The organism is Micromonospora sp. NPDC049374 (assembly GCF_040677165.1).
Lineage (GTDB): Bacteria > Actinomycetota > Actinomycetes > Mycobacteriales > Micromonosporaceae > Micromonospora.
This window is the reverse complement of sequence record NZ_JBFAQH010000012.1, coordinates 1-24,770: the sequence shown is the minus strand read 5'-3', so window position 1 is coordinate 24,770 and position 24,770 is coordinate 1. Positions and strand designations below refer to the sequence as shown.

Below are 24,770 nucleotides of genomic sequence, written 5' to 3'. Positions count from 1 at the left end.
CGAGCACCGAAATCCGACCCCGGGACGACCCCGACAGCCCATCCGGATTTCCCCTGGGTGACGGCTCCTCCGGTCAGTCGACGGGAGTCTCGGCCGGGGTCGGGTTCAGCCGTGCGGTGACGGACGCCAACGCCCAGCCGGCCAACGCGAAGCCGGCGGCGGCCACCGCCGCGACGACGACCATCCGCCAGCCGGACCCGGTCAACGCCGCCCCGCCCAGATGCCCCACCAGCCCGCCGTACGACGCCCAGCCCGCAGCCGCGATGCCGGCAGCGGGCAGGAAGAGTCGGATCGGGTACCGGCTGCGGCCGGCGGCGAAGCAGGCGGCCATCCGGCCACCGGGCACGAAACGGCAGAGCATGATCATCATCGGCCCGGGCCGGCGCAGGCCCCGGGTCAGGCGGCCGGCCATCCCGCGGGCGCGACCCGTGCCGACCGGCCGCGGTGGCCGGTGTCCCGCCGCGTACCGGCCGAGCAGGTAGCAGGCCAGGTCCCCGGCGAGTACGCCGAGCGCGCCGACGGCGACGGTCGTCGGCAGGCTCAGCCCGCCGTACACGGTGAGTGCGCCGCCGGTGAGCATCAGCAGCTGGGTGGGCACCACCGGCACGAAGGCGTCCACGGCCAGCAGGGTGAAGAGCGCGAGGTACGCCAGGTCGGGCGATGCCACCTGGGTGAGTAGTTCAGGCACCTGGCCACCTCGCGGAATTCTCCGAACGGAACGTACCGAGCCTGACGCGGTGGCCGGGATCACCCGCAACCGGCCCTGGCCGGCCGTGACCAGCGACACCTCGCCCGGGCGGCGGCGCGTCGCCGGCCCACCGCAGCATATCGATGACGGTTGACGGCGAGGCACGGTCGCCGAAATCTCGTTCGGCGGCGTACCGTTGTCGGCGCGCGGTTCGGCGCGCGTCGGGTCCCCCGTTCCTGACGCCCGAGCCGCCGCCGGGCCGCTGGCAGGTCCCGTGCCAGCGGCCCGGTCAAATCAGGTGCGGCGGTGCGCGGGGTGGGCGTACGCTCCCGCGCATGTGCAGTGCGGTGCTGACGACGACGCCGGGGAAGCCTGGCGCGCCGCACTGACGTCTTCGTCTACCGAGTGCCCCGGGCGATCCGCCCGGGGCACTCGTGCGTCGTGGGGCAGGGTCGTGTCGGGGCGTACGACCAAGGAGCCTGACATGATCGACCACCGCCGGCTGGGCCGGGACCTGGACCTGTTCGCCACCGACCCGCTCTCCGGTGCCGGCCTGCCGATCTGGCTGCCGGCCGGTGCCGCCGCCCGGCACGCCGTCGAGGAGTACCTGCGCGACCTGGAACGCCGGGCCGGCTACCAGCAGGTGTACACCCCGCCGCTGGGACGACGGGAGCTGTTCGAGGTCTCCGGACATCTCGGCTACTTCGCCGCCGAGATGTTCCCACCGATGCGGCTGGGTGAGGCCGACGACGAGTTGATGCTCCGTCCCGCGCTCTGCCCGCACCACGCCCTGGTCTACCGGTCCCGTGGGCGTTCCTACCGGGAGCTGCCACTGCGCGTCTCGGAGATCGGGGGCATGTACCGGGCGGAACGCTCCGGAGTGCTCGGCGGCCTCTCCCGGGTACGCGCCATCACCCTCAACGACGCGCACAACTTCTGCACCCTGGAGCAGGTCGGCCAGGAGGTGTCGGAGATCCTGCGGCTGATCCGGGCCGCGCACGCCGCGCTGGGCGTGCGGCCGGCGGGCGTACGGTTGTCGCTGCGCGGGTCGGGGGAGAAGTACGTCGGCGACGACGCGCAGTGGGCGCGGGCCGAGGACCTGCTCCGCGCCGCTCTCGACGGGGTGCCGTACACCGAGGCGTCAGGTGAGGCCGCCTTCTACGGGCCGAAGATCGACATCCAGGTGCGGGACGCGGCCGAGCGCGAGTACACCCTCTCCACCGTCCAGCTCGACTTCGACAAGCCGGAGCGGTTCGACCTGTCGTACACCGACGCCGATGGTGAACGACGGCGTCCGGTGATGGTGCACCGCAGCCTGGCCGGCAGCATGGAGCGGCTCTTCGCGTACCTGATCGAGGTGCACGGGGGTGCCTTCCCGCCCTGGTACGCCCCCGTGCAGCTGGTGGTCCTGCCGGTCGGCGACGGCCAGGCCGAAGCCGCGGTCGACCTGGCCCGGCGGGCCACCGAGGCGGGACTGCGGGCCGAGGTCGACCACAGCGGGTCGCTCGGTGCCCGGGTCCGCGAGGCGGTACGTCGGCGGATCCCGTACGCCGCCGTGGTCGGTGCCCGGGAGGCGGCCGACGGTCGGGTGGCGTTGCGGCTGCGGGACGGCCGCTCGCTGGAGCCGCAGCCGGCGGCCGAGGCGATCGGGCTGATCAGCGCGGTGGTGGCCGCTCACTCCGGAGACCTGCTGCCGGCCCGCTGAGGCCGACGGGTCGCGGTCGCGGTTCGGATCCGGCTCATGGTCCGCCGTGACCGCGCCCCCGACCGCAGGTGGCGGCCGGCGGTGGGATCCGGCTCACGGTCCGGCCGTGACCGCGACGGCGGCGGCGAGGAACACGAGTTGCAGCACGGTACGGATGCCGAGCGGCGTGACCGGGCGTCCGGCCAGGGTGAGCCGGCGACGGGCGGCGGAGATGTTCGCCGGAAACATGGCCAGCAGCAGCAGGGCCAGCCCGGCGGCGGCCCAGCGGGCGGTGGCCGGCACGAGCAGCCCGACCGCGCCCGCGAGTTCCAGCACCCCGGTCACCGTGACCAGCAGATCCGGCCTTGGTAGCCGGGGCGGCACCATGGCGATCAGATCCTGCCGCCGACCGCCGACGAAGTGCACGATCCCGGTCATGACGAACATGAGCGCCAGCCCGACCCGCAGCGCCGGATGCCATCCGTCGAGCGCGGAGAGCCCGGCCAGGCCGACCAGCCGGGCGAGCCCGGTACCGGCGACCAGGGCGATCAGCGGAGCCATCGTTACCTCCCTCAACCGCAAATCTTGTCGCTGTCAAGATTGTCGCCAGGAGCGCATCTTGTCAACGACAAGATAGGGTGGGGTGATGAGCGACACCCGCGGTTACCACCACGGCGACCTGCGCCGCACCCTGCTCTCCGCGGCAGTGCAGGCGATCGAGGAGTCAGGTCCGGCGGCGCTGAGCCTGCGCGATCTGGCCCGCCGGGCCGGCGTCTCGCACGCCGCACCGGCACACCACTTCGGCGACCGCGCCGGCCTGTTCACCGCGATCGCGGTGCAGGGTTTCGACACCCTCGCCGAAGCGCTCACCAGGGCCGGTGACGAGCTGCTGGATCTCGGCGTGGCGTACGTGGAGTTCGCCGTCCGACATCGCGCCCACTTCGAAGTGATGTTCCACCCCGACCTCTACCGGGCCGACGCCGCCGAGCTGCGGGCCGCCCGGGAACGCTCCGGTGCCGTCCTGCGGGCCGGGCTGGCACACCGGTCCAAGCTTCCCACGCGAGCCGCCGGCAGCTCGGACGCCGCCGAGCGGCATGCCGGCGGCGACGACCGGGACGGCAGCCCCGCCGGGCCGCAGGGAGACGTGCTGGCGGCCTGGTCGATCGTGCACGGCTTCGCCACCCTATGGCTGGCCGGTGCACTCCCCGCCGGGCTGGGTGCGGATCCGGGTGAAGCCGCCCGGTCGGTGATCCGGCACCTCTTCATCCCGGCCCCGGGCACCGACTGAACGTCGTCAGCCGGTGCCTGCCCCCGACCTCACCAGCTGGTCGGCAGGGGCATCCCCTCGGTGTAGCCGGCGGTGCTCTGCACGCCGATCAGCACCCGCTCGTGGAACTCGTCCAGGGTGCGCGCACCGGCGTAGGTGAAGGCGCTCCGTACCCCCGAGATGATCTCGTCGATCAGGTCCTCAACGCCGGGACGGGTCGGATCGAGATACATCCGGGCGGACGAGATGCCCTCCTCGAAGATCGCCTTTCGGGCGCGGTCGTAGGGGCTGTCGTCGCCGGTACGCGCGCTGACCGCCCGCGCCGAGGCCATGCCGAAGCTCTCCTTGTAGCGCCGGCCCTCCTCGTCGGTGAAGAGGTCACCGGGGGACTCGTAGGTGCCGGCGAACCAGGAGCCGATCATCACGTTGGACGCCCCGGCGGCCAGCGCCAGCGCCACGTCCCGAGGGTGCCGCACCCCGCCGTCGGCCCAGACATGCCGGCCCAGGGCCCGGGCCGCCGCCGCGCAGTCCAGTACCGCCGAGAACTGCGGCCGACCGACCCCGGTCATCATCCGGGTGGTGCACATCGCGCCCGGACCGACCCCGACCTTGATGATGTCGGCACCCGCGTCGACCAGATCGCGTACCCCGTCGGCGGTGACCACGTTGCCGGCCGCCACCGGCACGGCCGGGTCGAGACCGCGTACCGTCCGCAGGGCGGAGATCATCCGCTCCTGGTGGCCGTGCGCGGTGTCCACGACCAGGGTGTCCACCCCGGCCTCCAGCAGGGCCTTCGCCTTGCCCGCCACGTCACCGTTGATTCCCACCGCCGCCGCGATCCGCAGTTGACCGTGTGCGTCCACCGCCGGCTTGTAGAGCGTCGCCCGCAGCGCACCGGGACGGGTGAGCACGCCGACCAGCCGGCCCGCCCCGTCCACCACGGGCGCCAGTCGCCGCCGGCCCGCCGAGAGCCGGTCGAAGCCGGTACGCGGATCCGAGTCGACGGGCACGGTGTGCAACTCGGTCGACATCACGTGCCGCAGCTGGGTGAAACGGTCCACGCTGACGGTGTCGGCCTCGGTCACCACTCCCATCGGGCGGCCGTCGTCGTCGATCACGATCACCGCACCGTACGCCCGCTTGGGCAGCAGGTGGATGGCGTCACCGACGGTGTCGTTCGGGCCCAGCGCGATCGCCGTGTCGTGCACCAGGTGCCGCTGCTTGACCCAGGCGACCACCTCCGCCACCACGTCGATCGGAATGTCCTGTGGGATCACCGCGATGCCGCCGCGTCGGGCCACCGTCTCGGCCATCCGCCGGCCGGCGACCGCCGTCATGTTCGCCACCACCAGCGGGATGGTGGTACCGGTGCCGTCGCCGGTGGCCAGATCCACGTCGAGCCGCGAACCCACCTCCGAGCGGGCCGGGGCCATGAAGACGTCGTTGTAGGTCAGGTCGTAGCCGGGATTCACACCGTTGAGGAACCGCACCCGGCCATCATGACTCAGCCCAGCACCAGGGCCACCGCCACTGCGATCATCACCACCGCGATCACGCCGTCGAGCACCTGCCAGACCCGCCTGCGCGCGAGCAGCGGCGCGAGCCGGTACGCGCCCGCACCGAGTGCGGCGAACCAGAGCACGCTGGCCGTCGTCGCACCCACGCCGAACAGCCACCGGTGCGGATGCTGCTGGGCGATGCCGCCGAGGAGCAGCACCGTGTCGAGGTAGACGTGCGGGTTGAGGTAGGTGAAGGCGAGACAGGCCAGCAGCGTCGGGCCGAGCCGGGCCGGTGGGCGGTCGGCCGGCGTGAGCGCGGCGGGACGCAACGCCCGGCGGGCGGCGAGTGCCGCGTACCCCAGGAGGAAGACCGCCCCACCCCAACGGATCGCGGTGAGCAGGACCGGGCGTCCGGCCACGATCGAGCCCACCCCGGCGATGCCCACGCCGATCAGCAACGCGTCGGAGAGCGCACAGGTCAGCACCACCGGCACCACATGTTCCCGGCGCAGGCCCTGGCGCAGCACGAAGGCGTTCTGCGCGCCGATGGCGACGATGAGGGCGATGGACAGGGAGAAGCCGGCAACGACGGAGGTGAGCATGACCGTGACGGTAGAAGCGCCGCCGCTGATCAGTCCAGCTAAAGATTCTTCATCTGGTTAAGCTCAGCTACGTGAGTGGTCTCGACTCCACCCAGCTCCGTACGCTCGCGGCCATCGTCTCGGAGGGCAGCTTCGAAGCGGCGGCCCGGCTGCTCCACGTCACGCCGTCGGCGGTGAGTCAACGGATCAAGGCGCTGGAGGAGACCGTCGGGCAGGTGCTCGTCCGCCGCCACCGGCCCTGCGACGCCACCGAGGCCGGCCGCCCACTGCTGCGCCTGGCCGGCCAGCTCGCGCTGCTGGAACGAGAGGCGCTGGCCGACGCCCGGGGGCCGCTCGGCGGCGACCGGGGACGCACCCGGGTCGCCATCGTGGTCAACGCCGACTCACTCGCCACCTGGTTCCCGGCCGCGCTGGCCCGGCTGCCCGAACAGCCGGAGTTGTCCTTCGACATCCGGCAGGACGACCAGGACCACACCGCCGAGCTGCTGCGCGCCGGTACGGTCACCGCCGCGGTGACCGCCCAGCGCGAGGCGGTGCAGGGCTGCCGGGTACGCCGTCTCGGCGCGATGCGCTACCGGGCACTGGCCGCGCCCGCGCTGGCGGACCGGTGGTTCGCCGACGGGCTGACCCGGGCGTCGGCCGCCGTCGCGCCGGTGGTGGTCTTCGACCGCAAGGACCGCATCCAACACCGCTTCCTGCGTACGGTGACCGGGCGCGCCCTCGACCCGCCCGTGCACTACGTGCCGTCGGTGCCGGCCTTCAACGAGGCGATCCGGCTGGGGCTCGGCTGGGGGCTGATGGCGGAGCAGCTCGCCGATGCCGACGTGGCCGCTGGCCGCTGCGTGGACATCGCACCCGGCCGGGTGCTGGACGTCCCGCTGTACTGGCAGCACTGGCGGCTCGACTCGCAGGTGCTGACCACACTTACCGTCGCCGTCTGCGCCGTCGCCGCCGAAACCCTCCGCTGAACCCTCCTGCCCGGGGCCGTCGCCAGGGTCGTCGTCGACCTCGATCCGGTGGAAGTGACCGTCACACCTCAGGCGATGGTGCAGATCACCGCGCCAGCGGTGATCACCGCGCCGACCTCAGCCGACAGGCCGCTGACCGTACCGGCCTTGTGGGCGTGCAGGGGCTGCTCCATCTTCATCGCCTCCAGCACCACAACCAGGTCACCCTCGGCGACCGTGTCGCCGTCGGCGACCGCGATCTTCACGATGGTGCCCTGCATGGGCGAGGTGAGTGAGTCCCCGCTCGCCGCCGCGCCCGCCGTGGCCCCGCCACCTCGGCGGGTGGGCTTGCGCACGGCTGGCGCGGCACCGACCGTACCGGCGCCGAGACCGGCGGGAAGGCTCACCTCCAACCGCTTGCCGTCCACCTCGACCACGACGGTCTCGCGCTCCGCCGGGCCGGCGAGGGCCCCGGCGGTGGCGGTGAACGGCGGCACGGTGTTGTCGAACTCCGTCTCGATCCACCGGGTGTGCACGCTGAACGGTTCGGCGGTGAACGCCGGATCGCGCACCACCAGACGATGGAACGGCAGCGCCGTGGCCATCCCCTCGACCACCATCTCGTCCAGCGCCCGGCGGGCCCGCTCCAACGCCTCGGCCCGGGTCTCACCCGTGACGATGACCTTGGCGAGCAGGGAGTCGAAGTTGCCGCCGATCACGTCGCCGGCCGAGATGCCGGTGTCCACCCGTACCCCGGGACCGGTGGGCAGCCGCAGCGCGGTGACCGTGCCGGGGGCCGGCAGGAAGTTGCGGCCCGGATCCTCACCGTTGATCCGGAACTCGATGGAGTGCCCGCGCGGGGTCGGGTCCTCGGTGAACCGCAGCTTCTCGCCGTCGGCGATGCGGAACTGCTCGCGAACCAGGTCGATGCCGGCGGTCTCCTCAGTGACCGGGTGTTCCACCTGAAGCCGGGTGTTGACCTCCAGGAAGGAGATGGTGCCGTCGTTGCCGACCAGGTACTCGACCGTGCCGGCACCGTGATAGCCGGCCTCCCGGCAGATCGCCCTGGCACTGTCGTGGATCTGGGCCCGCTGCGCGGCGGTGAGGAACGGTGCCGGCGCCTCCTCGACCAGCTTCTGGTGGCGGCGCTGCAACGAGCAGTCTCGGGTACCCACCACGATCACGTTGCCGTGCTGGTCGGCGAGGACCTGGGCCTCCACGTGGCGGGGCTGGTCGAGGTACCGCTCGACGAAGCACTCGCCCCGACCGAACGCGGCGACCGCCTCCCGGGTGGCCGACTCGAACAGCTGCGGAATCTCCTCCATGGTGCGGGCCACCTTCAGCCCGCGCCCACCACCGCCGAAGGCCGCCTTGATCGCCACCGGCAGGCCGTGGTCGACGGCGAAGGCCATCACCTCGTCGGGGCTGCCGACCGGGTCGGCGGTGCCGGGGACCAGCGGGGCGCCGGCCCGCTGGGCGATGTGCCGGGCGGTCACCTTGTCCCCCAGGTCGCGGATCGCCTGCGGGGTCGGACCGATCCAGGTCAGGCCGGCGTCGATTACCGCCTGGGCGAAGTCGGCGTTCTCGGAGAGGAAGCCGTACCCGGGATGCACCGCGTCCGCGCCGGAGCGGCCGGCGATGTCGACCAGCTTGTCGATGCGCAGGTAGGAATCCGCAGCGGTGTCACCACCCAGGGCGTACGCTTCGTCGGCGAGCGTGGCGTGCAGGGCGTCCCGGTCCGAGTCGGCGTACACCGCGACGCTGCCCAGGCCCGCGTCCCGGCAGGCGCGGATGACCCGGACGGCGATCTCGCCTCGGTTGGCGATGAGTACCTTGCGCACCTGGTGGCTCCTCCCGGCGGGTTACTGACCGGGAGTTTATCGGTCACCCCGATGGCCCTAACGATCGCTCAGTGTGGGATGGCGCACTGTCCGGACGCGTTAATTGAGCGGCGTGGTGTCGTACCGATGTGGTCGAGTGCCGGTGACGATGATGGCCGACACGAAGGCCACGAGCGGGGAGCAGGACATGATCGAGACCAGAGGGCTGCGGAAGTCGTTCCGCAGCCGGGCCGGTCGGGAGACGAAGACCGTCGAGGCGGTACGCGGTGTCGACCTGGACGTGCCGGCCGGTGAGATCTTCGGGTTCCTCGGCCCGAACGGTGCCGGCAAGACCACCACGCTGCGGATGCTTGCGACACTTATCGAGCCGGACGGTGGCCAGGCCACCATCGCCGGCGCCGACCTGCTCAAGGACCCGGGCGAGGTGCGTCGCCGGATCGGCTACGTGGCTCAGGGCGGGAGCACCTGGGACGAGTCCACCGGCCGCGAGGAACTGGTGCTCCAGGCCCGGATGTACGGCATCGGCAAGGCCGAGGCGCAGCGGCGGGCCGTCCGGGCGCTGGAGGCGTTCCAGCTGGTCGAGTTCGCCGACCGTAAGTGCAAGACGTACTCCGGTGGCCAGCGGCGCCGGGTCGAGATCGCGCTCGGCATCATCCACGAGCCGAAGATCGTCTTCCTGGACGAGCCCACCACCGGGCTCGACCCGCAGAGCCGGGCACACATGTGGGACGAGATCCGCCGGTTGCGCGCCGACGGGATGACCGTCTTCATCACCACGCACTACCTCGACGAGGCCGACGCGCTCTGCGACCGCATCGCCATCATGGATCACGGCGAGGTGGTCGCCGAGGGCACGCCGACCGACCTCAAGCGGGAGATCTCCGGCGACGTGGTCCAGGTCGGTCTGGACGTCACCGCCACCGGCGAGGCCGAGAAACTGCTCGACGGCGAGGAGTACGTCAACCGGCTGGAACTGCTCGACGAGGGCGGGCTGCGGCTCTTCGTCGACGAGGGCGCCACGGCCATCCCGCGGATCCTGCGCCGGGTCGACGCGGCAGGGCTCGATCTCAGGTCGATCGAGCTGCACCGCCCGAGCCTCGACGACGTCTTCCTCACCAAGACCGGCCGCTCGCTGCGCGAGTCCTGACCCGATCCGGAGATCTCATGAAGCTCGCTCGCGACACCTGGCTGATCTTTCAACGGCAGTTGCACCTGCTGCTGCGCAACCCCGTGTGGGTCTTCGTCGGCATCTTCCAACCGGTGATGTACCTGCTGCTCTTCGCCCCGCTGCTCAAGCCCGCGCTGGGCGCATCCACCCAGGCCGAGGCGTACAAGATCTTCGTGCCTGGTCTGCTGGTCCTGCTGGCCATCTTCGGTGGCCTGTTCCAGGGCTTCGGCCTCATCGCCGAGTTGCGGGCCGGGGTCATCGAACGCTCCCGGGTCACCCCGGTCAGCCGACTCGCCCTGCTGCTCGGCCGGTCGCTGCGCGACGTGGTGTCGCTGATGACCCAGGCCGTCATCATCACGCTGCTCGCGCTCCTGTTCGACCTGCGCGTGTTCATCGGCGACCTGCTGCTCGCGTACCTGATGCTCGCCCTGATCGCGCTGATGACCTCGGCGGTCTCCTACGGTGTCGCGCTGAAGGTGAAGAGCGAGGACGCCCTGGCTCCGTTGATGAACACGGTGGCGCAGCCGGTGCTGCTGCTCTCCGGCATCCTGCTCCCGCTCGCCTTCGCGCCAGGCTGGTTGCAGGGCGTCGCCAAATGGAACCCGTTCTCCTGGGCGGTCGACGGCACCCGGGCCCTGTTCAACGGCGACATCGGCAACGACCGGGTTTGGCAGGGGTTGGCCATCATCGCGGTGCTCGCTGCGGCCGGCGTCTACTGGGCCGCCCGCCAGTTCGCCCGCAGCGTTCGCTGACCCCGGCCCGCCCGCCCGGCCCCCGCCGGCCTGGCCCCCGCCGGCCTGGCCCACTCGCCCCGGCCGGCTCGCCCGGGCCGGTTCGGCCGGCGGGCGGCCCGCTCGGTCGACTCGATGGACGGGTTGCGGCATGTTGGGGTCTCCCGGCAGCGGGATGCCGCGACATGCCGCAACCGGAGCGGACCGACGCCCTCCGTCGTCGGTTGTCAGTGCACGTGGGCGAGGGTCAGCCCGTCGGCGATGGGCAGCATCACGGCATCTACCCGTACGTCGGCCAGTACATCCTCGTTGAACGCGGCGATCGCCCGGTCGTCGGCGCTCTGCGGTGCCACCACCCGACCGTTACGCAGCACGTTGTCGACGGCGATCACCCCACCGGGCCGCATCCGAGGCACCAACTCGGCCCAGTAGACCGGGTACCCGGTCTTGTCGGCATCGATGAAGGCGAAGTCCAGGTACCGTTCGTGCGGCAACTCACGAAGCGTGTCACCGGCCGGTCCGATCCGCAGGTCGATCCGGTCGTCGACACCGGCCCGCGCCCAGTACCGACGGGCGATGCTCGTGTACTCCTCCGAGATGTCGAAGCAGGTCAACCGTCCGCCTTCGGTCAGCCCTCGGGCGATCGCCAGCGACGACAGCCCGGTGAAGGTGCCCACCTCCACCGCCTGCCGGGTGCCGAGCAGCCGGGTCAGAAACGTCAGGAAGGCGGCCTGTTCCGGCGCGACCTGCATCGACGCGTGCTCGGGAAGCAGCGCCAGCGTTTCCCGCGCCAGGTCGCTGATGACATCGTCCGGCGGGGCGCCGTGCGCCACCAGATACCGGTGCAGGTCGTCGGTGAGCGGAATCGACTTCAGCGTCATGCTCGGAACCTAACCGAGAGGTTCGACGATCTGGTTACCAGGCGCGACCTTCGTCCAGAGATCGGTGATCCGCAGATCCAACTCGGCCAGCAGACTCCGCAACAATGGCAGGGAAAGCCCGACGACTGTCCCCGGGTCCCCTTCGATCCGCTCCACGAACGGCCCGCCCAATCCGTCGATCGTGAACGCGCCGGCCACGGCCAGCGGTTCGCCGGTGGCGACATAGGTGGCAATCTCGTGGTCGCTGACGTCGGCGAAATGCACCACAGTGGAGGCCACCGCCTCGGCGCGTCGCCCGGCCACGATGTCGACGAGAGAGTGCCCGCTGTGCAGCACCCCGCTACGCCCGCGCATGCGCTCCCACCGCCGGGTAGCGTCAGCCTCGTTGTCGGGCTTGCCGAGAATCTCCCCGTCGAAGGCGAGCACCGAGTCGCAGCCGAGCACAAGGGTGCGCTCATCGTCGGTCGGGCGCAGCCGACCCAGTACGGCCTGAGCCTTGAGCCGGGCCAATTCGAGGCAGAGATCCTCCGCCCGCTCGGTCACCACGAGCGATTCGTCGACTCCGCTGACCAGTACATCCGGTTCGATCCCGGCAGACTGGAGAGACTTGCGGCGGGCAGGGCTCGCCGAGGCGAGCACGAGGCGAAGCGGCAGGGCATCAGGCACCCCGCCGACGTTACCGCCCGCCCGCGTACGCCACGCCGCACACCACCCGTCGCCACGCCACCCACACACCCCGCAGCGCGCACGCCCGGGCCCTTCCTGGCCGCCCTCGGCCTATCACCGCGGCCGGCCCGGCCCAGCAAGATAGAACAGGACTCTGAGAAGACATTTCGTGGCGACATGATCATGTCCCTCTGAAATATCAGGCAAACAACAATGTGCAGCCGCGATCCGATCGAGCTAAACCCTGACGCGCAGAGAGAGGCGCGACCCTGATGCGTCAGCGAGTGACCCGAGGCGGCGGATCATCGGAGCGGCGTCGACGACGGATCAACAGGGCCCAAGCGCCGCCCGCCGCCACCAGCAGCCCCAACGTGACCAGGCCGCGGACTGTCGCCGCCCGCCCCCCGTCAGCCTGCGGCCCATCAGCCGCCGCCGTGGTAGGGCTAGTTCCGTCCGGCGAGGCGGTCGGCACCGGCTCAAAACCCCTCGGCGGTACGTCTGCCGTCAGCGCCGCCACCAGGTCGATCACCCCATAGCCGTACTGGTCATCCCGCCCCGGCGGCCCCTTGTCAATCGCAGTCGCGGTCAGCCGATGAGCCACCTCGTCAGCCGGCAGGTACGGATACTTGGCCCTAACCAAGGCTGCCGCCCCCGCCACAATCGCCGCCGCCCCAGAAGTCCCCGTGCCTCTTGAGTAACCTCCGTCATAGCTCGTGCTGTATAAGTCGGCAGCGGGTGCCGCCAGGGTTATCTCCGGACCTGTGACTGAGATGGGGTCGTGATTACCTTTTTGATCAATTCCGGCGACCGCAATGACGCTAGGATGCGACGCTGGATAGCCTACCCTTGAATCGCTAGTCTTATTCCCGACGCCTGCGACGACTACTATATCTGCTGCGATGGCCACACCGAGTGCTCGAATTAGCTTAGGGCTGGTGCCGCCTACGCTGGAGATGCTGATAACGTCGACCCCTCCGTCGACCGCAACATCGATAGCATCGGCAAGTGCGTCTGGATGGCCTACTCCGTGCGCTGGCGTGCAAAATATAGGAAGAATCTTGGCTTTGGGGGCGACGCCAAGGGCGCCGATGGTAGCGCCTCTGCCGTGAGCTGCAATCAGCCCGGCCATCGCTGTTCCGTGACTGTCTCGATCCTGTCTGCCGTCTCCTTCCCCGCCTGGGATGACATCTGCGCCTGGAAGTAGGTTGTTCCGCAAATCCGAATGAGGAAATACTCCCGTGTCGGGTACGGCGACGACGGAACCTTCGCCTTGGTTGAGCTTGTGTGCCTTCTCGACCTCAAGATATCGAAGATGCCACTGGTCACTGCGGATTCGATCAGCGCCATCTAGTGTCGGCTTTTCTTGTATGCGGGCTAAGGGTGCACTCAGTGTCTGCAAAACGACAACTGTCGTGAGGAGCGACAACGCCGTAAAGAATGCAAGGTAGCTTTTCACCTATTTAGGCCGATGGCGGGTCCGGGATCGATTGGCCCATCGTCTTCTGGCGGCTCAACTATTGGGGCAACTCCACTTGCAGTGGCCCACGGATTGTCCGGGTCCCATGTTCGTGTGTCCGTGTCGCCAGGGGTTGGCCGTGACGTTAGCCCCTGCCGTTCACCCAAGCCTGTCACATGGAGGTTGCCGGGTGGGCTACCGGTGGGTGGAAGCAGAGGCGTTCCCCCTAAACCTCTGCCCCCGCTTGGTCTGGAACCGGCTCCCCCGGTGGGGGCGGTTCCTGCTGCTCCGCCGCCAATCAATCCGCCGAATAAGTGAGTCGGCCTGGCGGGTGCATTGTGTGACTTCGGATGACCAAGACCCACGGCAGATGGCCCGCCGATCAGGCCGCCGGTTGGTATCGAGCGGGCTGAGCTGGGCCCCCCAGCTGTTGGTGGCCGTCTGTCGGAAGAGCTTTGATGGTGTCGGCCGTCCTCTGGGGCCGTCGGTCTTCCGCTGACGCCCGACAATGGCGTTGGATGAGGATCGGCGCTGGCTAGGAGGTTCGAAGGTGCAGCGGCTGTATCGGCGAGTGGGGAGTTACTTGCGGAGGACGAAGCTGGGATTGCCGAGCCCAGGATGGGACCTACTGTGTGGGTTGCTCTAGGTTTTATTGAGGGTGAACGCAAAAAACGTGTAGCCGGTGGCGCAGCCGTGGCGGTCGGTATCGGAACGATCGGAGGGATAACGGGAACCTGGACGTCGGCCGCATAAACATCAGGATCGTTCGCCTGGATGTTGGTCCGGGTTGTGGGGGGTGGGTGGCGGAGTAGGGTTTGGGCTTGTTGGAGTTCGGTGCTGAGGCCGTACATGACGTTGCGGGCTTGGATGTTCAGCCGTTCCAGGTCGGAGTCTGTCACCGGCGGCTGAATGGCCCGGCTGGCGGCGGCGGCTTTCGGATCGGCGGCGGTTTGTTCCCAGGATCGCTTCTGTTGCAGCTTGTCGGCGTATTCTTCGTAGATTTTTTCGATTGTGCTTCGGCTGCTGCTGAGGGCCTGGGTCGCGGCGGACAGTGTGGTCTGGTTGGTGGCGGCGGCGTCGTGGGTGCGTTGCACCTGCTCGATCAGCTCGTCGAGTTTGGCGAGGTAGGCGTGGGAGGCCGCGTTGGTCTCGGGCGGCCAGGCCTGGGCGAGGCGGTCGCGGTAGGTTCTCAGCCGGCCGAGATGCTGGCCGGCCAGCTCGGCGATTTTGCGCCAGCCTGCGACGTGACGCCAGTGGTTGTCGGTGTGGTGGCCTTGAAGACAGGCCCACATGTCGGCCACGTTCATCAGATGCCACTCGGTCAGACCGCTGCGGCCGACACCCGGTTCCCTCACGGCACCACCACCGGGCCGGTGTTGTCGGTGCCGGTCGGGTCGGCGAGCGATGGCGACGCCACGGCCGCAGGTGGCGGCGTGCCGGTCTGCTCGCGCGTCTCGTCGACGGCCGGTGCGAGCGGCGTGGCGTGCTGCCCGAATGCTCGGTGGACGTCGGCTACGCGGGCGGCGGAGAAGGCGTCGGTGTCGGCGTACTGCTCGGCCACGAGCTTGGCTGCCTCCGCAAGCTGGCCGGTGGCGTCACCGACGCCCCAGACCGCGTTGGTCGTCGCCTGTTGGGTTTCCCAATGGCTACGCATGAAGTGCACCAGCTCGATGAACGCGTCGGCCGGGTTGGGCACGGTGGTGAGCATGTCGTCGGCGATGTACCGCAGGTGCGGTGCGTAACTGCCTTCCACCTCGGCGCGCAGCTGCTCGGCGAAGTCTCGTAGCTGACGGATGTCGGCCTCGACGCCCCCGGAACCGCGTAGCCAGGACGCTTGTCGATCCACCTCAGGGATCATCGGCCCTCCCAATCTGTCACGGGCTCGCTCCCCTGAGTGAGGTTAGACGGTGAACGCCCCCTCCGGCAGCCCTGGCAGTCCGAGGCCGCCTCCGGCAGCGCGCCGCGTACCAGCTTGGTTCAGCGAGGCAGGCCGGAAGTGCGCCACGCGCCGGCACCGGGCGTCAGCGCCGCGCTCGCCGGGCGGCCGCTGCGCGCCCAGACCGACGCCGGGGCCGGCGCGGGCCGGGCCGCCGGCCGTGACCGCACGGCGATCACGCCCACCAACGCGGCCAGTTCCTCGGCGGTCGGCACGCCGCGCACGACCCGGAACAGCGGCTCTTCGACAGACATGACCTCAGGGTACGCGGGGAGAGGCTGACCTTCATCGGACAGTGGCGTGCCGGCGGTGTGACCGTCTGCGCTGCCGGGTACCGTCTCAGCGATGTCAGAAGCTGCCCCCCAACTCGTCGCCGACCGGTACCGGCTCCTCTCGCCGCTCGGTCAGGGCGGCATGGGTCGGGTATGGAAGGCGCGCGACGAGGTGCTGCACCGCGACGTCGCGATCAAGGAGCTGGTTCCGCCGCCGGGCCTGACCAGCGACGAGCGCCGCGAGATGCGCGAGCGCTCGCTGCGCGAGGCACGCGCCATCGCCCGGCTCAACAACATCAACGTGGTACGCATCTTCGACGTGCTCCGCACCGACGGCGACCCATGGATCGTCATGGAGTACGTGGCATCCAGGTCGCTGCAGGACACCATCGCCGAGGACGGTCCGGTGTCACCGGGGCGTGCGGTGGAGATCGGTCTGGGCGTCCTGAACGCGCTGAAGGCGGCACACAAGGCCGGCATCATGCACCGCGACGTCAAGCCCGGCAACGTGCTGCTCGGCACCGACGGTCGGGTGGTGCTGACCGACTTCGGCCTCGCCACCATCCCCGGTGACCCGAACGTCACCCGTACCGGCATGGTGCTCGGCTCGCCCGCGTACATCGCGCCGGAGCGTGCCCGCGACGGCACTTTCGGCCCGGAGGCCGACCTGTGGTCGCTCGGTGCCACCCTGTACGCCGCCGTGGAGGGCAAGTCTCCCTTCGCACGCCCGTCCGCGATCAGCACCCTGGCCGCGCTGGCCACCGAGCCGGTACCGCCGGCCCGCAACGCCGGCCCGCTCAAGCAGGTGCTCGCCGGGCTGCTGCGCAAGGATCCGCAGGAGCGGATCACCGCCGAGTCGGCCGAGCGCATGCTGCGCCGGGCCAGTGGACGCCGGGCCCGGGGCATCTCACTGCTCGACGGCGTACGCCGGCCGGGGCCGAACGGGCCCCGCGAGCCGCGCCCGCCGTTGGTGCCGGCACCGCGCCCGTCCGGTGAGCGGCCGGCGACCCCCGTCACCCCGCCCGCGCCCCGCACGCCACCCACCTCCGGGTTACTGGCCGGCGGTGCTGCGGCCGCCGGATCCACATTGGACCGTTCGACCGGTGATCAGCCTGGCTCGGACGCCGGCCCGACGACGAAGGTCACCGGCCCGGACGGTGGCGGTGCCGCTCCGACGGCGAAGGTCGCCGGCCCGGACGGCGGCGCCGATGTCGCGCCGACCGCAAAGGTCTCATCGACCAGCCCAGCAGAGGCCGGGCGAGCGGACGCTTCGGATCACGGACAGCCCTCGACCGATTCGCCGTCGGGCAACCGGGACGCCGCGCTGGCTGCCGCTGCTGGCACCGCCTCGACCGCAGCCGCGGCAGCCGGAGCGCCGGGGAGCAGCACCGCCTCGACCACAGCTGCGGCAACCGGAGCACCGGGAGACAGCACCGCCTCGACGGTGGCTGCGGATGCCGGAGCGCCGGGGGATGGCACCGTCGCTGCGGCTGGCGGAGCGTCGGGAAGCGGCACCGGCGACGGGCAGCCCGCGCCGCCCAACGAGCAGGCCGGATCCGAGACCGCCCTCGGCGACCGGACCGACTCGGACCCGACGGACCAGACGGATGCCGGTGCCGACGCGGCACCGAATGCGACAGACGACGGCGCGATGGCCAGCGCGGCGCACCCGGAGGAGGGCGTGCCGGCGGGTCAGACCGCTTCGGCAGGTCACGGCGCAACGGAGACCGAGGCGGCGATAAGCGCGGCCACTGTGGGTAGCGCAACATCTGTGCCGGCGGGCGACGGCACGCGGAGGACGTCGCAGTCGACCTCTGTCCTGCCGGCGGCACCGGTCAGCCCGGCCCCGGCACGCGGCGCGGTCTTCAAGGCCGGGCAGTTCCGTTCGGAGCGGACCCGGCGTGCCGTGCTCGTCGGTGCCGTGGTGGCGCTGCTGCTACTCGGCCTGGTGGTGGCGGTGCCGCTGCTCACCAGTGGCGACGAGGACGGCGGGACACCGACGGGCGGAGCCGACACCAGCAGCGCACCGGCTCCGACCAGTTCCAATCCGGCCGCCCCGCCACCGAGCGATCCGCCAGCCAGCCCGTCGGCCTCGCCCAGCCCGTCGGCCTCGCCGAGCGCCTCGGAAACGGCCGGTGGTCTACCCGAGGGCTGGACGCTGCGAACCGACGCGGTGGGCTTCAAACTGCCGGTACCGGACGGCTGGCGACGCAGTGCTGGTCGCACCTCGGTCACCTACCGGGATCCGAACGGCGTCAGCTTGCTGCTCATCGACCGGACCGACACGCCAAAGGACGATGCCGAGGCAGACTGGAAACGCATCGAGCCGGACCGGAAGGACGTTCGTGGCGTGCAGGACTATCGGCTGATCGGCATCTCGTCGTTCGACTGCAAGTGGCGAACCTGCGCCGACTGGGACTGGTACCAGAAGCGCGACGGCGTCGAACTCCGGGTACGCAACCGTGCCTTCGTCCCCGCCAGCAATCGCGGCTTTGCCCTGCGCTGGGAGGTGCCGAACCGGGAGTGGGACGCCCGACTCGATGACTTTGAGATGATCTTCCGCGAGTTCGTGCCGGACCGTCAGGACTGATCGACAGGCATGGCCCTTCGCCGTCCGGGGTACCTGATCTCCGACGACGGAAGGGAGGCCCGAGATGGGTTACCGAGGAAGGGACGCCCGGCCCCGGCTGGCACTGTGGACGGCCGTGGTGCTGGGCAACGTCGTACTGCTGGTCGCCACCGTCGGAGTCGCGGTGCTGGCGACCATGCTGAGCCTGGTGACGCTCGCCGGGGCCGCGTTCGCTGGCTGGCACCTCACCCGCCGCGGCTCCGTGTCCCGCCGGCCGGGGATGAACGTGCCGGTCGGGTTGGCCGCCCGGCGACGGGCCTGAGAACGCGGGCGGCCGTTCCGGGTCGTTTGCGATTGCGGGGCGGTGGGCCGCCACCGCACACACGTCCGGCGATGATCGGCAGTCGGCAGTCGGCAGTCGGCAGTCGGCAGTCGGCGTGACGGCGGGGCGTCGCGGACGGCGCGACGGCAGGCTGGCGTCCGCTCCGAGCGAAGGACGTCGGCCCGCCGTCGCGGCGTACGTCAGGTGTTGTTGGCCAGTGCGATCAGCCGGCTGCGGTCGCCGTTCCAGTAGTTGCGGTCGACGCCGCCGCTGATGCCGGGGACGCTGCCGGAATCGGTGTACTGCCAGAAGCTCCAGAACGGCGCGCCGGCCGGCAACGCGCCGACCGAGGACGACCAGCGGGCCACCCACAGCGGGTGGTTGTTCCACGGGCCGCTCCAGGAACCGGTGCACTGGTTCCAGAAACTGGTGGTGGTGTAGATGACCGCGTAGCGGCCGGTGCGGGACCGGTAGGTGTTGAGGAAGTCCTGCACCCAGTTGCGCATGCCGGTGGTGCTCAGGCCGTAGCAGTATCCGCCGCTGTACGGATTGGCCTCCAGGTCCAGCGCGGCCGGCAGGGTGCGGCTGTCTGCGGACCAGGCACCGCCGTTGGAGGCCAGGAAATTAGCCTGGACCGCGCCGGAGGAGATGTTGGGCCGGGCGAAGTGATAGGCGCCGCGGATCACTCCCGCGTGGTACGCGTTCACGTAGTTGGTGTTGAAGTTCGGGTCCTTGTAGCTCGTACCCTCGGTGGCCTTGATGAAGGCGAACTGGATGCCGGAGTTGCGGACGCTCGTCCAGTTGATGGTGCCCTGGTAGCGCGAGACGTCGATGCCCGGCACGGTGGCGGCGGCGGCCGGGGTCGCGGTGGCGACGAGCCCGGCGGCAGCGGTGGCGAGTACGGCGACTGCGGCGGCGGTCAGCCGGCGCAGCGATCTGGTCCGACCCATGGCGTCCTCCTGAGACGACTGTCGATAGACAGACATCTTTGAAGGCTGTCGTCTGCCAGGGCAAGGGGTACCAAGATAACTTTCAATGTCCTGGTTGTGGCGACGACCCACCTGGCGATCAACGCAGCGTGGCCGGATCGATCTGCCAGCGGAACGGTTCGGCGAGGGTGAACGTCTCGCCGGCGTTCACCTCCCGCTCCGATCGCCACCCGGTCGGTCTCACACGATACGACCGGTTGGCCCGGAACCGACACCGGAACTGTCGTCCGGCCCAAGGTGCACGGCGGAAGGTGAGCGGTAGGCTCCCGCCTCATGGTGTCGATCGAGGGCATGACCGAGTTCTGGGACCGCCTGTTCGGCGCGCAGCCCGACCCACCGCCACTACTGGTGGTGCTCACCGGCCTGGTCGCCCTGCTCGTCGTCGTCACCCGGCTGCCGTGGCGGATCGCCCGCAACGCGATCACCATCGCCCACGAGGGCGGTCACGCGCTTGTCGCCGTGCTCACCGGGCGCAAGCTGCACGGCATCCGGCTGCACTCGGACACCTCCGGCCTGACCCTGTCGGCCGGCCGCCCCACCGGCCCGGGCATGGTGCTCACCCTGCTCGCCGGATACCTGGCCCCGCCCCTGGTGGGCCTGGGTGGGGCGTGGCTGCTCGCCGGCAACCGGATCACCCTGCTGCTGTGGATCGCGGTGCTCCTGCTGCTGGCCATGCTGGTGATGATCCGCAACCTCTACGGCGCGTTGACGTTGGTGGTGACCGGTGGCGCGGTGCTCGTCGTCTCCTGGTACGCCAGCCCACAGGTGCAGGCCGCCTTCGCCTGGACCGGTGTGTGGTTCCTGCTGCTCGGCGGCGTACGCCCGGTGGTGGAATTGCAGCGGCTGCGCGCGCGGCGCGGAATGCCGGCCTCCGACGCCGACCAGCTGGCCGGGATCACCCCGCTGCCGGCGTTCTTCTGGGTGGTCCTCTTCGGTCTGGCCAACCTCGCCGTGCTGGTGACCGGCGGCCTGATGCTGGCCGGCCCGCTGCTCGCCGAGGCCGGCCTCACCTGATTTCGTCGGCCGGGCGGCAACCTGCCCCACCCCCCGGTGCGTGTGCTCTGTCAGGTACGGGGAGGTGCGGGTGGCGGACGTCGAGGGGTTCGACGAGTTCTACCGGGGCAGCCGGCAGCGGCTGCTCGGTTACGTCTACGTGCTGACCGGTGACCTCACCGAGGCGCAGGACGCCGTGCAGGAGGCGTTCATCCGGGCCTGGCAGCGCTGGTCAAGCGTGGGCGGTTACGACGACCCGGAGGCGTGGGTACGCGTGGTGGCGGCCCGGATCGCGGTCAGCCGCTGGCGCAGCCTGCGCAGCCGCGCCCGGGCCTACCTGCGGCACGGCACCGTCGACAGCGTGCCGGCACCGACCACCGACACCGTCGAAGTGGTCGCCGCCCTGCGCCAGCTTCCCGAGGAACAACGCGTCGCGATCGCGCTGTACTACCTCGCTGGACTGCCGGTTGCCGAGGTGGCGCGGCAGACCGCAGCCCCCGTCGGCACGGTCAAGGCCCGACTTTCCCGGGGGCGTGCCGCGCTCGCCGGGCTGCTCGCCGTCTCTGATCTGGAGGAGGCTCCCGGTGCCTGACGAGATGAGGTTCCTTGAGCGGATGCACCACGACCTGCGGGAGGTCCGCTGGGCTGAGCCGGCGGAACTGCGGGAGCAAGGCACCCGCCGCCGAAGGCGTGCGGCGGTGGGAGCGGCCGTCGCCGTAGTGATGGTGGCTGCCGCCTCCGTCGTCGTCACGAAGGATCTCGCCGCACCACCACCGGTGGCCCCGCTGGCCGGACCGACCACTCCGGTCCCGTCCGCCGAGATCCCCCGGTACGCCATGGTGCAGCCGGGCGACCTTCCCGTCGAGACCGGCCCGCCGCTCGGTCAGTCCGGCCTGGGCGAACCGGTGCAGATCGATTACGTGCTGCTCGCCTGTCACCAGGAGCAGGGTCTGAGCGCCGACTGGGAGCCGTCGCGTTACTCGCGCTCGCAGACGCTGCTGCGGCCAGCTACCGAGCGTCTCCCGGCCGACGAGGTGTTCAGTCAGGCCGTCTACCGGCTCGCTCCGCAGGTAGCCGACCGCATCTTCGCTCGGATCGATGCGTTGCTCGCCCCGTGCGCGAACTGGCGGTCCAGAGGGGACATGCTCTGGGATGATCAGGTCGTTGCGGCCGAGGCCGACCACCGGTGGGAGGTGATCGCCCGCGACTTCGTCGGTGATCAGGCGATGGTGATCCAGCACAGCATCACGGAGGCGCGGAATCTGGAGACCGGCGAGAGCCGGAAGCCGGGCCAGCTTGAAAGGACCGCGGTGGTGCGGGTCGGCGACCTGGTGACGGTGATGGGTCTGGGCCGGGACGGCACGGAACGGGAGCTACGCCGGCTGGCTGTCGTGGCAGCCGACCGGCTCTGCGTCGCCGCGAACCCGCCCTGCTGACCACGCGCCAGTGGAGGAGCCGGAGGTCGAGGCCGGCCCCTCCGATTGTGGCCCTTAGAGCGGGATGTTGCCGTGCTTCTTGGGTGGCAGGGTCTCCCGCTTGGTACGCAGCACCCGCAGCGCCCGGACGATCTGGGTACGGGTCTCGTGCGGCGGGATCACCGCGTCGACGTAGCCGCGTTCGGCGGCCACGTACGGGTTGGCGAGGGTGTCCTCGTACTCGGCGATCCGCTCGGCACGGACGGCGGCCGGATCCTCGGCGGTGGCCAGCTCCTGCCGGTAGAGGATGTTCACCGCCCCCTGCGCGCCCATCACCGCGATCTGGGCGGTCGGCCAGGCGAAGTTGAGGTCGGCCCCCAGGTGCTTGGAGCCCATCACGTCGTACGCCCCGCCGTACGCCTTGCGGGTGATGACGGTGACCTTCGGGACGGTGGCCTCGGCGTACGCGTAGATGAGCTTGGCGCCCCGGCGGATGATGCCGTCCCACTCCTGGCCGGTGCCGGGCAGGAACCCGGGAACGTCCACGAAGGTGAGTACCGGGATGTTGAAGGCGTCGCAGGTGCGGACGAAGCGGGCCGCCTTCTCGCTGGCCGCGATGTCCAGGGTGCCGGCGAAGTGCATCGGCTGGTTGGCCACGACGCCGACCGGGCGGCCCTCGACCCGACCGAAGCCGACCACCATGTTCTGCGCGTAGAGCGGCTGAACCTCCAGGAACTCCCCGTCGTCGAGCACGTGCTCGATCACCCGGTGCATGTCGTACGGCTGGTTGGCCGAGTCGGGGATCAGTGTGTCCAGTTCCCGATCCGCGTCGCTGATCTCCAGGTCCGCCGGCGCGTCGAAGACCGGCGGCTCGTCCAGGTTGTTCGAGGGCAGGTGGGACAGCAGCGCCTTGACGTAGTCGATCGCGTCGGCCTCGTCGGTGGCCAGGTAGTGCGCGTTGCCGCTGCGGCTGTTGTGGGTACGGGCGCCGCCCAGCTCCTCCATGCCGACGTCCTCGCCGGTGACGGTCTTGATGACGTCCGGTCCGGTGATGAACATGTGCGAGGTCTGGTCGACCATCACGGTGAAGTCGGTGACCGCGGGGGAGTAGACCGCACCACCGGCGCACGGGCCCATGATGAGTGAGACCTGCGGGATGACACCGCTGGCGCGGACGTTGCGGAAGAAGATCTCGCCGTAGAGGCCGAGTGAGGCGACACCTTCTTGGATCCGGGCGCCGCCGGAGTCGTTGATGCCGATGACCGGGCAGCCGATCTTCATGGCCAGGTCCATCACCTTGACCATCTTCTCGCCGAAGACCTCGCCGAGGGAGCCGCCGAAGACCGTGAAGTCCTGGGCGAAGACGCAGACCTGCCGGCCGTCGATGGTGCCGTAACCGGTGATCACCCCGTCGCCGTAGGGGCGGGTCCGGTCCAGCCCGAAGTTGGTGGACCGGTGCCGGGCGAACTCGTCCAGCTCGACGAACGACCCCTCGTCGAGCAGCATCTCGATGCGCTCCCGGGCGGTCTTCTTGCCGCGCGCGTGCTGCTTCTCCACGGCGCGGGCCGACCCGGCGTGCACCGCCTCGTCGACCCTTCGTGCCAGGTCCGCCAGCTTGCCCGCGGTGCTGTGGATGTTGGTCCCGGTCTCGGTAGTCACCCTGGGAATATAACGATGGTTCAGGCCACCGCTGCTGTGCACTTCGCCTCATCGGGCTACCCGTAGGCTGGTGACGTGCCGGGTTCTCCGTACACCGATCTGGACCGCCCGCCGCTGTCGGCGGCCCGGCTGCGTCGGGCGCTTGTGGCGCCGTACGGTCCGTGGTCCCGGCTGGACTTGCGGACGGAGACCGGGTCCACCAACGCCGACGTCGCCGAGGCGGCGCGGGCCGGGGAGCCGGAGGGCCTGGTCGTGGTGGCCGAACGGCAGACCGCCGGCCGAGGCAGACGCGGGCGGGTCTGGCAGTCGCCGCCGCGTGCCGGCATCGCCACCAGCGTGCTGTTGCGGCCCGGCGAGGCTGTGCCGGTGCGTGGCTGGTCGCCGGCACCACCGGCGGGGTACGGCTGGCTGCCGTTGCTGGCCGGTGTGGCACTTGTCGAGGCGGTGGCGCTGCTGGCCGAGCTGGACGCCACCCTGAAGTGGCCGAACGACCTGCTCATCGGGGGCGCCAAGTGCGCCGGGATTCTCGCCGAGGGCGTGCCCGGGCCGGGGCTGAGTGACCCGCCCGCGGTCGTCCTCGGCATCGGGCTGAACGTGACGCTGCGCGCCGACGAACTGCCCGAGCCGCCGACCGGTCTGCCGGCCACCTCACTGCAACTGGCCGGCGCGGCGGCAACCGACCGGGATCCGCTGTTGCGGGCCCTGCTCCGCTCGGTCGCCGACTGGTACGCGCGGTGGCGCGATGCCGGTGGGGACGCGGTGGCCAGTGGTCTGCGCGAGGCGTACCTGGCGGCCTGCGGCACCATCGGCCGTGAGGTGAGCGCCCTGCTCCCCGACGGCACCACCCTCACCGGCACCGCCACCACCATCGACCCCCACGGCCAACTCCTCCTCACCACCCCCACCGGCCAGCGCCCCCTCGCCGCCGCCGACATCCGCCACCTCCGCTGACCGACCCCCAACCCGCCCACCCCCACCCCCCCGCCCCCTTGCCCCCGCCCCGCCCCGCCCCCTTGCCCCCGCCCCGCCCCCGCCCCCTTGCCCCCGCGATCTTGCACTTCTGGTCGGATCAAAGAGGTGCAAAAGGGGCACTACGGCGACCGTAAGTGCAAGATCGCGGGGGCGGGGGCGGGGGCGGGGGCGGGGGCGGGGGGGGCGGGGGGGGTGTTCGGAAGAGCACACGTC

22 protein-coding genes and 1 pseudogene are annotated in these 24,770 nt (G+C 70.6%); 11 read left to right on the top strand and 12 right to left on the bottom strand.

All coding sequences use genetic code 11. The features are described from left to right. Positions 1-73: 73 nt before the first annotated feature. Complete coding sequence (locus AB0J93_RS20000) at positions 74-688, bottom strand: VTT domain-containing protein (protein ID WP_363923807.1); 615 nt, start codon at positions 686-688, stop codon at positions 74-76. Between the two features lie 484 nt (positions 689-1,172). Between AB0J93_RS20000 and thrS the strand changes: the two genes are divergently transcribed. Further along, entirely contained in the window at positions 1,173-2,393 is a 1,221-nt protein-coding gene (thrS, locus tag AB0J93_RS19995; RefSeq protein ID WP_363923806.1) for a threonine--tRNA ligase, read from the top strand. Positions 2,394-2,486: 93 nt separating this feature from the next. Here thrS and AB0J93_RS19990 read toward each other — a convergent pair whose 3' ends face one another. After that, positions 2,487-2,933: a DoxX family membrane protein gene (locus tag AB0J93_RS19990; protein ID WP_363923805.1), complete on the bottom strand. Its 447-nt coding sequence runs from the start codon at positions 2,931-2,933 to the stop codon at positions 2,487-2,489. 85 nt (positions 2,934-3,018) lie between these two features. Here AB0J93_RS19990 and AB0J93_RS19985 point away from each other — a divergent pair, with 85 nt between their 5' ends. After that, complete coding sequence (locus AB0J93_RS19985; RefSeq protein ID WP_363923804.1) at positions 3,019-3,660, top strand: TetR/AcrR family transcriptional regulator; 642 nt, start codon at positions 3,019-3,021, stop codon at positions 3,658-3,660. Positions 3,661-3,689: 29 nt separating this feature from the next. Here the strand turns inward: AB0J93_RS19985 and AB0J93_RS19980 are convergent, their stop codons facing one another. Beyond that, positions 3,690-5,129 carry a GuaB1 family IMP dehydrogenase-related protein gene (locus AB0J93_RS19980; RefSeq protein WP_363923803.1) on the bottom strand — a complete coding sequence of 480 codons (1,440 nt, stop codon included), beginning with the start codon at positions 5,127-5,129 and terminating at the stop codon, positions 3,690-3,692. A gap of 14 nt (positions 5,130-5,143) precedes the next feature. Continuing rightward, positions 5,144-5,740 (bottom strand): LysE/ArgO family amino acid transporter, encoded by a 597-nt coding sequence (locus AB0J93_RS19975; RefSeq protein ID WP_363923802.1) that lies wholly within the window; start codon positions 5,738-5,740, stop codon positions 5,144-5,146. 71 nt (positions 5,741-5,811) lie between these two features. Between AB0J93_RS19975 and AB0J93_RS19970 the strand changes: the two genes are divergently transcribed. After that, on the top strand, positions 5,812-6,708 hold the full coding sequence (locus tag AB0J93_RS19970; protein ID WP_363923801.1) for a LysR family transcriptional regulator ArgP: 897 nt from the start codon (positions 5,812-5,814) through the stop codon (positions 6,706-6,708). A 68-nt stretch (positions 6,709-6,776) separates the two neighbouring features. Here AB0J93_RS19970 and AB0J93_RS19965 read toward each other — a convergent pair whose 3' ends face one another. Beyond that, a complete protein-coding gene (locus AB0J93_RS19965) occupies positions 6,777-8,528 on the bottom strand; it encodes a biotin carboxylase N-terminal domain-containing protein (RefSeq protein ID WP_363923800.1) in 1,752 nt (583 codons plus the stop codon). A 187-nt stretch (positions 8,529-8,715) separates the two neighbouring features. Here AB0J93_RS19965 and AB0J93_RS19960 point away from each other — a divergent pair, with 187 nt between their 5' ends. After that, positions 8,716-9,675, top strand: a complete 960-nt coding sequence (locus tag AB0J93_RS19960; RefSeq protein ID WP_363923799.1) for an ATP-binding cassette domain-containing protein — start codon at positions 8,716-8,718, stop codon at positions 9,673-9,675. A 17-nt stretch (positions 9,676-9,692) separates the two neighbouring features. After that, positions 9,693-10,448 carry an ABC transporter permease gene (locus AB0J93_RS19955; protein WP_363923798.1) on the top strand — a complete coding sequence of 252 codons (756 nt, stop codon included), beginning with the start codon at positions 9,693-9,695 and terminating at the stop codon, positions 10,446-10,448. 206 nt (positions 10,449-10,654) lie between these two features. On the opposite strand, the gene AB0J93_RS19950 is transcribed toward AB0J93_RS19955, so the two are convergent. The 5 genes from AB0J93_RS19950 to AB0J93_RS19930 form a co-directional block, all read right to left on the bottom strand. Next, positions 10,655-11,308, bottom strand: a complete 654-nt coding sequence (locus tag AB0J93_RS19950; RefSeq protein ID WP_363923797.1) for an O-methyltransferase — start codon at positions 11,306-11,308, stop codon at positions 10,655-10,657. A gap of 9 nt (positions 11,309-11,317) precedes the next feature. Beyond that, on the bottom strand, positions 11,318-11,974 hold the full coding sequence (locus tag AB0J93_RS19945) for a nucleoside triphosphate pyrophosphatase (protein ID WP_363923796.1): 657 nt from the start codon (positions 11,972-11,974) through the stop codon (positions 11,318-11,320). A 277-nt stretch (positions 11,975-12,251) separates the two neighbouring features. Then, positions 12,252-13,430 carry a S8 family serine peptidase gene (locus tag AB0J93_RS19940; RefSeq protein WP_363923795.1) on the bottom strand — a complete coding sequence of 393 codons (1,179 nt, stop codon included), beginning with the start codon at positions 13,428-13,430 and terminating at the stop codon, positions 12,252-12,254. 1,351 nt (positions 13,431-14,781) lie between these two features. After that, positions 14,782-15,288 (bottom strand): hypothetical protein, encoded by a 507-nt coding sequence (locus AB0J93_RS19935; protein WP_363923793.1) that lies wholly within the window; start codon positions 15,286-15,288, stop codon positions 14,782-14,784. A gap of 119 nt (positions 15,289-15,407) precedes the next feature. Beyond that, entirely contained in the window at positions 15,408-15,620 is a 213-nt protein-coding gene (locus tag AB0J93_RS19930) for an acyl-CoA carboxylase subunit epsilon (RefSeq protein ID WP_363923792.1), read from the bottom strand. Between the two features lie 91 nt (positions 15,621-15,711). Here AB0J93_RS19930 and AB0J93_RS19925 point away from each other — a divergent pair. Both AB0J93_RS19925 and AB0J93_RS19920 read left to right on the top strand, forming a co-directional pair. Beyond that, positions 15,712-17,082: pseudogene (locus tag AB0J93_RS19925) on the top strand (serine/threonine-protein kinase); the annotation flags it as partial. A 1,210-nt stretch (positions 17,083-18,292) separates the two neighbouring features. Next, a complete protein-coding gene (locus AB0J93_RS19920) occupies positions 18,293-18,529 on the top strand; it encodes a hypothetical protein (protein WP_363923791.1) in 237 nt (78 codons plus the stop codon). Between the two features lie 200 nt (positions 18,530-18,729). Here AB0J93_RS19920 and AB0J93_RS19915 read toward each other — a convergent pair whose 3' ends face one another. Then, positions 18,730-19,479, bottom strand: a complete 750-nt coding sequence (locus AB0J93_RS19915; protein WP_363923790.1) for a GH25 family lysozyme — start codon at positions 19,477-19,479, stop codon at positions 18,730-18,732. Between the two features lie 312 nt (positions 19,480-19,791). On the opposite strand from AB0J93_RS19915, the gene AB0J93_RS19910 reads away from it, so the two are divergent. The 3 genes from AB0J93_RS19910 to AB0J93_RS19900 all read left to right on the top strand — a co-directional run bounded on the left by AB0J93_RS19910 (position 19,792) and on the right by AB0J93_RS19900 (position 21,947). Further along, the gene (locus AB0J93_RS19910; RefSeq protein WP_363923789.1) at positions 19,792-20,532 is read left to right on the top strand and encodes a M50 family metallopeptidase; all 741 of its coding nucleotides are present in this window, start codon (positions 19,792-19,794) and stop codon (positions 20,530-20,532) included. Between the two features lie 70 nt (positions 20,533-20,602). After that, on the top strand, positions 20,603-21,103 hold the full coding sequence (locus AB0J93_RS19905; RefSeq protein ID WP_363923788.1) for a SigE family RNA polymerase sigma factor: 501 nt from the start codon (positions 20,603-20,605) through the stop codon (positions 21,101-21,103). Beyond that, a complete protein-coding gene (locus tag AB0J93_RS19900) occupies positions 21,096-21,947 on the top strand; it encodes a hypothetical protein (protein WP_363923787.1) in 852 nt (283 codons plus the stop codon). The genes AB0J93_RS19905 and AB0J93_RS19900 overlap by 8 nt, the downstream gene beginning before the upstream one ends. 54 nt (positions 21,948-22,001) lie before the next feature. Here AB0J93_RS19900 and AB0J93_RS19895 read toward each other — a convergent pair whose 3' ends face one another. Next, positions 22,002-23,585, bottom strand: coding sequence for an acyl-CoA carboxylase subunit beta (locus AB0J93_RS19895; RefSeq protein WP_363923786.1), 1,584 nt, complete (start codon positions 23,583-23,585; stop codon positions 22,002-22,004). A gap of 75 nt (positions 23,586-23,660) precedes the next feature. Between AB0J93_RS19895 and AB0J93_RS19890 the strand changes: the two genes are divergently transcribed. Then, positions 23,661-24,536 carry a biotin--[acetyl-CoA-carboxylase] ligase gene (locus AB0J93_RS19890; RefSeq protein ID WP_363923785.1) on the top strand — a complete coding sequence of 292 codons (876 nt, stop codon included), beginning with the start codon at positions 23,661-23,663 and terminating at the stop codon, positions 24,534-24,536. The last annotated feature ends 234 nt before the right edge of the window (positions 24,537-24,770 follow it).